Raw genomic sequence first — 8,949 nt, 5'->3', positions numbered from 1 at the left:
CCCTTAGGACTGTTTAACGATTCGGTTCTAGAGCCGGGAACTAGCACGCATTCCCGGGTAGGAACTTTAACTCTTGCTCTGAACGTAGCCAGTTAAGGCTTAAGCTGGTCAGCTACCTGAAGGGGAGGGCACGAAGCCCCCGTGCTTCAGCCGGGGGTGCTGACATTCAGACAAAATGACGCTCCTATTGTGACACACGCATCGAACGAAAACGTCAAACTCTGGTGGGTTGTTGAAATTTTTTTTTCAGGGTTGGGGAGTCAGATGAGGCGATCGCTCTCCAAGAGTCGCTACGGTTCAGCCAAGAATTCCCTCGGAATTCGCTAAAAAACAGCCCTTGGGGAGCCAACGGAGGCGGTTGAGGCCGACAGCAACAGGCATCCGTGACAAACATCCGTCGAGATCTCCTCAGTGGCCATCTCGACGGGAGGTGACGGCCAGCGAACCGGCCGGTTGGCTGATGTTTAACGGGGGCAGATTCGCCAATCTCTAGGATGGCAGAGCGAGGGAGCGATCGCCCGCGTATTGTTCAACCATCTGTAACAATTGCGATCGCAAGCTATCGCGACCCTGGAAGCCCTCAATGCGCTCGACGATGCGATCGCCATCAAACAACAGGAGCGTGGGTAGAGTGGCTAAACGGTAGGTACTGGCTAGACGTAAACTCTCATCGGCGTTAACATCAACAATCTTGATGCGATCGCCATACTCGCGACGAAACTGTGTCAACTGGGGGTGAATGAGATGACACACGCCGCACCAAGGAGCCCAGAAGTTCACTAAGACCGGAATCTCAGATTGTAAAACTTCTTCCTTGAAACGCTGCTCGCTAACGGACAACGACATAATTGAGATTTATTAACTTCTTTATATTGCTCTGGGATCATGCTACCAGGGTATGTTCCCCGTGACACGCATTAACCAGGGATGAGCCCACCAAAATCCCAAGACAAAGACGATCACCCCCAAATACGCCGGGCGAAGGAACTCCTGCCAGACCAGGGTTTGCTCTCCTTGGGCGATCGCCAAAAAGGGAATCACCGAGGTTCGCGATCTCAGGGTTTCAAAGGATTCCCCATAGCGAGCGGCTAAGCGGCGATCGCCATGCCACACAGCAAACAGATGATGAGCAATCAAGCCCAGGGACGTCACGACCGCAAAACTGGTGCCAATCCAGAGAGTATGGGCCACACACCAGATCACCTGGCCCACCATCTGGGGATGGCGACTAATGCGAATGATCCCCGTCTCATAGAGATGAACCTGGGGTTTGGCAATAGCGGCCACTTCCACCAAATTAAACGTCGCCGGATAAAGAAAGAGGAACGAGACAAACGAGAGTATCCAAACCAGGGGTTTAACCCCCTCAACCCCCTGAACCATCCACAGCTGCGCCCCATCATAGCGATGGCTAAAAAAGTAGGCAACCAAGATCACCGCCGAGGGCAAACTCACCAGGGCAAACAGCACCCGATAGAGTCGCGCCCCAATCTTAGACTCTCCCCAGGGCCGCAGGGCCGCCAAACCGCTGTGAGCGATCGCAAACCCCAGCAACAGCCCTAGCATTCGCCAATGACTGGTCGTCCACCAACTCAAATTCACATCCATCCCGTCAATCCCCCACCCAAACCAAAATCGCCTGATCCCTCTCAAACTGGGGCATCAATGCGACGGCTTGAGCCTAAAAATCCAAAAAACCTAGCAAAATGATACCAGAATCACAGTTGTACCCGCAGACATTGGCTAAAGTCTATTCTGAAGGTTGGTTTGGTTATTCGGGCGAAACCCTTTAGAATAGAGGATTGTAGCTGTTGTCACCTAATTGCCTGCCTCACCCTCGCCGGCCGATCAACGGTACAGCAAGACGATGCAGGAGCGTGACAACGGCAACTTGTTAACTAGGGTTCTGATAATAAGTCACTCATGTACAATCCAAACGCCTCGGGTGGGAATAACACCGTTGCCGGAAATCGCCTCTTTGTCTACGAAGTCGAAGGCTTAGGCCAAGATGGCAACGCTCAAGATGCTCCGATTCGCCGCAGTGGGACACAAACCATGACCGTCCCCTACAACCGCATGAACGAGGAGATGCAGCGCATCACTCGCCTCGGTGGCAAAATCGTCAACATCCGCCCCCTCACCGGTGAAGACTGGAATAACCAAGCCGCCTCTGCCAATGGGTCTAGCACCCAGGAGTCCAAACCCGCAGAAGCGAGCAAACCCATGACTCAAGCCAAACCGGAAACCAAGGGAGAAGCCAAAGGGAAAACCTCGGCTAAATCCTCCGCAAAAAAGAAAGTTCCCGTCAACATTTACCGCCCGAAAAACCCATTCGTCGGAAAGTGCCTAAGCAACGAGGGACTGGTCCGCGAAGGGGGTTCGGGACGAGTTCAACATCTTAAATTTGACATCTCAGGTGGTGATCTCGAGTACCTCGAAGGCCAAAGCATCGGCATCATCCCCCCCGGAAAAGACGAGAAAGGGAAACCCCAAAAGCTACGTCTGTACTCCATCGCCTCGACTCGTCATGGAGATGATGAGGATGACAAAACCGTCTCTCTCTGTGTGCGGGAACTGGAATATCAGCATCCTGAAACCGGCGAAACCGTGTACGGGGTCTGTTCGAAGTTCCTCTGCGACTTGAACGAGGGCGATGATGTCAGTATCACTGGCCCCGTCGGCAAGGATATGCTGCTGCCGGACGACGAGAATGCCAACATCATCATGATGGCGACGGGAACTGGGATTGCCCCGTTCCGGGCCTTCCTCTGGCGTATGTTTAAGGAACATCACGAAGATTACAAATTCAAAGGTAAAGCCTGGTTAATCTTCGGGATTCCCTACACCGCCAACATCCTCTACAAAGAGGAACTCGAACAATTGCAGGCTGAGTATCCCGACCACTTCGAGTTGACCTACGCCATTAGCCGGGAGCAGAAAAACGCCGAAGGTGGCAAAATGTATCTGCAACACCGGATTCAAGAGAATGCCGAGAAAGTTTGGGATTTGGTTCAACAGCCGAATACTCATACCTACATCTGTGGTCTCAAAGGCATGGAAGGCGGTATTGATGAAGGCATGGCCTCGGCCGCCTCGAAACAAGGGGTTGACTGGGATGATTACCGCAAGCAACTCAAGAAAGATCATCGCTGGCACGTTGAAACCTATTAAGGTCAACGGGTTGACGATTGGATAGAGGTAGATGATTCTACCTCTAGGTCTTGTTTTCGTTGTCTTGATTTTGCTTGGATTAGAGCGGTTGCAACAGGGTTCTCTGCCGGGACTCCTGCTGCAACCGCTTGTTTTTTGTCTGGGGACTCCCGGCGATCGCCCTCGGAGAACCTGGTACGCTAGAGTATAGACCCCATACTTGGACTGACAGAGTTGAACACTCATGGAGTATTTAGTTGCCGTTGTTGGCGATCGCATTCAAGCTGAAACTGTCTACACCGACCTGGAAAAAGCGGGGTTTCCTCAGAAAAACCTAAGAATTTTCGGGACTGGGTATCAAACCGAGCAGGATTTTGATCTCGAAGATCCCAATGAAAACGCCAAGCAGCGAGCCTTCCGCATGATGACCTGGTTGATTCCCTTTGGCTTTTTTGGCGGCGTTACCTTTAACGCTATTACCGGGTTACAAACCTTTCCCTGGGCCGGTGTCACGGGAAATCAGGTGATTGGCGGCTTCCTGGGAGCCATTAGTGGCAGTTTAGGGGCGCTTTTGGCCAGTGGAGGGTTAGGGGCGGTGTTGGGCTTTGGCGACTCGCGAACCTATCGCGATCGCCTGGAGCGGGGCGAATATCTCCTGGTTATCGAAGGATCTCGCTTCCAACTCGCCGATGTGCTTCCCATCGTCCGCCGCGCTCGTCCCCTGAGTCTGCAAACCCTGCAAAGCAGCCGCTAAACGCCGCTAAACACCGGACAATCCGGCGATTTCTCCAAATTCACGATTGATATTAACTCTCTATGCTGCCCAAAGATGAACTCCTCAAAGCCGTTGAACACCGCGAGACCTTAACCAAAATCTTAGACCGCGCCGAGGAGGCTCTGCGCACCTGGGAAATCAGTCAAACGGATTTTCTGTCGCCGCCGGAGTTATTCGAGGCGCAGGGGCTGTTTGAGAAGCTAACAGAGCTACAAATGGTTGCCTGGGGGGGTTACCCTCAAGCCGAACGGCAGCGGTTGGCGATCGCCCGCTCGGATTTACCTCTCGACCCCTCTCAGGTTGAGGTGGCGGCCCTGGAGGTGGCGGGAAACTTCCTCTTTGATACCGCCAGCCATCCCGACTTTTTGGGGTCAATGTTGGGAACGGGACTGGTGCGGGAGAAAACTGGCGATATTTTGGTTCTCGGGGAACGAGGCGCTCAGGTGCTGGTGGTTCCGGAGTTGGTGGAGTTCCTGGAGATGAATTTAACGCAGGTGCGATCGGTTCCTGTGAAAACTCGGGCCATTGAGTTAAATGAGTTACGGGTGCAGCCGCCGAAGACCAAGCAAATGACCACCGTTGAAGCCTCCCTGCGGTTAGATGCGATCGCCTCAGCGGGGTTTGGGATGTCTCGCAGTAAAATGGCGGGCCTGATTAGCGGTGGCGATGTCCGCGTCAACTGGAAAGACATCACCCAGCCGAGTTATAACGTCAGTTCCGGTGATTTAATTGCTATTCGTGGCAAAGGACGCTTGCAAGTGGGGGACGTCTCCATCACCAAGAAGCAACGCTATCGGGTGGCTTTAACCCGTTTTCGTTAAAGTTAAAGGCAACTGGCAATTGGGGGATTCTCTCCCAACGTAGAGTATCCTATCAGGCAATCTTTGACGGCTGTGGCTTCAAGTCAGGATCACAAAAGCCGCTTAGGACATTTGTTCCTAAGCGGCTTTCATGGCAACGAGCATGGAGGGATTCGAACCCCCGACCCTCAGAACCGGAATCTGATGCTCTATCCTACTGAGCTACATGCCCTCATATCCCTCCATTGTAGCCCTAATCATCCGACAAAGCAACCCCTGTCTTGAAATTATTGGCATCATTCTTAGCACGAAGGTCAAGAAACCCAGTCAATCTTGGCACTAAGACCACAAAAAACCCGGTTTTGCTAGAAAGCCGGGTTATTAGAGCGTGAAACAGCTCAGAGGGTTCTAAGATAGGTCAACTCGAAACCGTCCGTGGATTTTTGGGAGGCATTTTGACTTTCTTAGCCAAGCCAACTGCTTTTAAGGCACTAATCATCATCCAGGTGACATCAATTTCCCACCATTTCAACCCATGACGAGCTGAGTACTGGAAGGCATGATGATTGTTGTGCCAACCTTCGCCATAGGTGACGAGGGCAACCCACCAGCAGTTACGGGAATCATCACCGGATTCGTAGGTGCGATAGCCAAACTTGTGGGTGGCGCTGTTGACAAACCAGGTGCAGTGGAACATCGCAACCATGCGGACAAAGACACCCCAAACGACAAAGGAAATTCCATTTCCAACCAAGTAATCGCCCAAGAAATACAGGATGACTCCAAGGACAACTTGAATCGGAATAAAGAATTTTTGGCAAAATTGATAGACGGGATCGTCTTCAATATCCTTGATCATTTTGGAGGCTTCTTCCTTGGCGGGAATCTCGAAGAACATCCAGCCAACATGACTCCACCAAAAGCCCTTATTGGAATCGTGAGGATCGGCAGGGGTATCAGAGTATTTATGATGAATGCGGTGCATACCAACCCAGTCCAAGGGACCCGCTTGACATGAGAGGGTTCCACAGAACATTAGGAAATGTTCGAGCCATTTGGGGACTTCATAACTGCGGTGGCTGATGAGACGATGCCATCCCATGGTGACGCCCAAGGCCCCTGTGACCCAGTGTAAAAATAGGGCTACACCAACGCCAGCCCAGGTAAAGGTACTCGGGAAAAACGCTAAGCACGCTAACAAGTGAATGGTGGCAATCCAGATGACTGCAAACCAATTCAGTGAAAGTTTTTGGGGTGTTGCAACTGTCATGCATTAACCTCGTAATGTTTGTTCCATTTTCAGGACGACCTGTTGGATTGTATCAGAATATCGGTACAAAGAGCTAAACTAGATTTCCTTGTGTCTCCTGTACTCTAATCTGGCTCTAAACTCATGAATCTTAAGATTGATTTAACAAAGCTACGGAGAAGCCTCGACGACTCCTTTGCGGCTATAGATGATCGCGTCGAGAAGAATCTGCGACGGGTCTTAACAGCCTACCAAAATCATCGCGTTGGTGTGCGACATTTTGCGAGTGTATCGGGATATGGACATGACGACCTCGGCCGCGACACGTTTGATCGTGTCTTTGCTGAAGTGATGGGGGCCGAAGCGGCTTTGGTGAGAGTGCAGATGGTTTCGGGGACTCATGCGATCGCCTGCGCCTTGTATGGTGTTTTGCGACCTGGGGACGAGATGCTTGCGATCGCCGGAGCGCCCTATGACACACTTGAGGAAGTGATTGGGGTTCGCGGCTCGGGTCAAGGATCGTTGGCGGAGTGGGGAGTAAAGTATCGGGTCTTGCCTCTTACGGACGATGGAACCATAGACTGGAACGGATTGGCCACAGCCATAAGGCCAGAAACACGTTTGGTGTTAATCCAACGCTCCTGTGGATATGCCTGGCGTGATAGCCTGTCTCTTGATGATATCGAAAAAATCATTAAGTGGGTTAAACAGCAAAACCCTCAGACGGTCTGTTTTGTCGATAACTGCTATGGGGAATTTGTCGAAACCCGTGAACCGACAGCCGTTGGCGCCGACTTAATGGCCGGCTCTTTAATTAAAAATCCGGGAGGAACCCTCGTCACGGCGGGGGGGTATGTAGCCGGACGGGCAGAATTGGTCGAACAGGCGGCCTGTCGTCTAACGGCCCCCGGAATTGGCTGTGAAGGCGGAGCCACCTTTGAGCAGAACCGTCTTCTCTATCAAGGATTTTACCTGGCTCCTCAGATGGTCGGTGAAGCTCTGAAAGGAACCTATTTACTGTCGCAAGCCTTTCATGACTTGGGCTATTCGGTCAAACCCCTACCCGATGAGCCTCGTCGGGACATTATTCAGGCGATCGCCCTCCGCAGTCCTGAAAAACTCATCGCCTTCTGTCGCGCCATCCAACGCAACTCTCCCATCGATTCCTATCTCGACCCCATTCCCGCTGAAATGCCCGGTTATGAGACGCCCCTAGTCATGGCAGGGGGAACCTTTATTGATGGGAGTACCTCAGAATTCTCCGCCGATGGTCCTCTGCGTGATCCCTACGTAGTCTTTTGCCAGGGCGGAAGTCATTGGACTCAGGTGGCGATCGCCCTCGAAGACGCCATTAAAGCGATTCAGAACCTCGAACAGCACTAATCCACGACGCATCCTAGACCGAACCTCAGTAAATACACTGAGGTTTCTTACTAAAACCTCATTATAATCAGCAATTACACCCTACTTTTGAAGGGGTTTAACATACTTGCGCGTAAACACGTACAACACAACTATTGCAACGAACTAAATACGTGTTTACCAGCAATTTCGTAGGTATTTTACACAAGCTTCACATAAAGTTTATTGAATCCTTGCAGACAACCTCCGTATCCTCGTTAATATAGTAATTAGGAATCTGAATTTCCCCACGACATGGGGGTTTCCGGTTCTCAGGGAAAGCTCCCAGACAACTTTTGGCTGTGTTCAAGTCTACAGAGCTCCCGTCAGTTTTCCAGTTAATTCTAACTTTAATCAGGGAACTGAATTATTCTAAGTGCATCGTCTAAAGAATCCCGGCGTTCTGGCAATGAATGTGATCGAAAACACAGCAAAGTCTCTATTCCGATCGCGGCACAACGACCCAAACATCCCTAATATTTAAAGTATCCAACCTGGAGGACTCTCTCATGCAACTACGAACAGCACTCACCTATACAGCCCCCATACTCAGTGCCTCACTCGCCCTTGGTGCGTTGGCAGCACCAGCAGCAGCATTCAGTATGAATTCGGGTGAAAAATTCGGAACCGACGGGCTGCTCTTTACCGAAGACACCGAAGTGACCTTCGACTTTGGCAACACCTTTGGCGCCTACGTCTCTAGCCTAGGCATCTACGAAGTCGATGGAACCACCACCACGGAAGTCAAAACCCTATTTTCCGAAACCGATCAAGCCGACGACGGACAGGATGCCACAACCGGCTGGGTGGGAACCAGCGGTGGTGCTGGTAGCGTCGTTGCAAATTCCACCGCTTCCTACATATTCAAAGCTAACGTTGAATATGCTCTTGGGCTAGCCAGTCGCCGTTCGGATGGTAGCCTCGTTAACACCGTCTTCTCTAGCAATAGCCTGAACTCCTTTGGAGGCGAGAATACCCAGCAATTCGTCTTTGGCTCTCATGGTGCTTTCGATGGTAGCCAGAATAACGACACTCAAACCTTCGACAATCCTGAAGATTTCATCAGTGGTAATCCCCTCGCCGGCTCCCTCGCCTTAGGGATTGACGATCGCGGTAATAACAACGACCGTGACTTCCAAGACATGGTTCTCTCGGCACAAGCTAAACGTGCTAGCGCCGGTGTCCCCGAGCCTTCTGTCGTCTTTGGCTTAGCCGCCATGGCCGGTGGATTCGCCAGCCTACGTCGTCGTCGCGACAGCTAATTCCTGACCCTCAATGGAACATCGATTGAGTCCCCCCAGGTTCCGCTCAACAGATGTTTAAAGGTTTCATCACCCCCCAGTCTTGGCCTCCTTTCGCCGGACTGGGGGGTTTTGATATATCGTTCAGCTTAACCGCTAGGAGCCCCGCACTGTACCCGAAGGGTCAGTGTCGGGAGGAATAGCGGGGGCGTTGATGGGGTTCAATGCCCCATCAATGCCTAGACTTCTAATGTATTGACGCAAAACGTCGGTTTGATTGCGCTCCGTGAGTTGGCAATATCGGTCTAAATGCTGCTTTTCAACGTCCGAGAT

8 protein-coding genes and 1 tRNA gene are annotated in these 8,949 nt (G+C 51.6%); 5 read left to right on the top strand and 4 right to left on the bottom strand.

Features of this window, described 5'->3' with window-relative positions:
• Positions 1-489: 489 nt before the first annotated feature.
• Positions 490-846 (bottom strand): thioredoxin family protein, encoded by a 357-nt coding sequence (locus R6U67_RS06280; protein ID WP_087706276.1) that lies wholly within the window; start codon positions 844-846, stop codon positions 490-492.
• A gap of 42 nt (positions 847-888) precedes the next feature.
• Positions 889-1,608, bottom strand: a complete 720-nt coding sequence (locus R6U67_RS06275) for an NnrU family protein (RefSeq protein WP_410251749.1) — start codon at positions 1,606-1,608, stop codon at positions 889-891.
• Between the two features lie 315 nt (positions 1,609-1,923).
• Here R6U67_RS06275 and petH point away from each other — a divergent pair, with 315 nt between their 5' ends.
• The 3 genes from petH (at position 1,924) to R6U67_RS06260 (ending at position 4,746) form a co-directional block, all read left to right on the top strand.
• Entirely contained in the window at positions 1,924-3,171 is a 1,248-nt protein-coding gene (petH, locus tag R6U67_RS06270) for a ferredoxin--NADP reductase (RefSeq protein WP_410251748.1), read from the top strand.
• 223 nt (positions 3,172-3,394) lie between these two features.
• A complete protein-coding gene (locus R6U67_RS06265; protein ID WP_410251747.1) occupies positions 3,395-3,904 on the top strand; it encodes a hypothetical protein in 510 nt (169 codons plus the stop codon).
• 62 nt (positions 3,905-3,966) lie between these two features.
• Entirely contained in the window at positions 3,967-4,746 is a 780-nt protein-coding gene (locus R6U67_RS06260; protein ID WP_410251746.1) for a photosystem II S4 domain protein, read from the top strand.
• Positions 4,747-4,883: 137 nt separating this feature from the next.
• Here the strand turns inward: R6U67_RS06260 and R6U67_RS06255 are convergent.
• A tRNA-Arg gene (locus R6U67_RS06255) sits at positions 4,884-4,957 on the bottom strand.
• 186 nt (positions 4,958-5,143) lie between these two features.
• On the bottom strand, positions 5,144-5,995 hold the full coding sequence (locus tag R6U67_RS06250) for an acyl-CoA desaturase (protein WP_410251745.1): 852 nt from the start codon (positions 5,993-5,995) through the stop codon (positions 5,144-5,146).
• 123 nt (positions 5,996-6,118) lie between these two features.
• On the opposite strand from R6U67_RS06250, the gene R6U67_RS06245 reads away from it, so the two are divergent.
• Both R6U67_RS06245 and R6U67_RS06240 read left to right on the top strand, forming a co-directional pair.
• Positions 6,119-7,357: an aminotransferase class I/II-fold pyridoxal phosphate-dependent enzyme gene (locus tag R6U67_RS06245; RefSeq protein WP_410251744.1), complete on the top strand. Its 1,239-nt coding sequence runs from the start codon at positions 6,119-6,121 to the stop codon at positions 7,355-7,357.
• Positions 7,358-7,884: 527 nt separating this feature from the next.
• Complete coding sequence (locus R6U67_RS06240) at positions 7,885-8,637, top strand: PEP-CTERM sorting domain-containing protein (protein ID WP_410251743.1); 753 nt, start codon at positions 7,885-7,887, stop codon at positions 8,635-8,637.
• The last annotated feature ends 312 nt before the right edge of the window (positions 8,638-8,949 follow it).

It is taken from the genome of Sodalinema sp., from assembly GCF_046483825.1.
Lineage (GTDB): Bacteria > Cyanobacteriota > Cyanobacteriia > Cyanobacteriales > Geitlerinemataceae > Sodalinema.
This window is presented reverse-complemented; position numbering and strand designations above follow the sequence as displayed.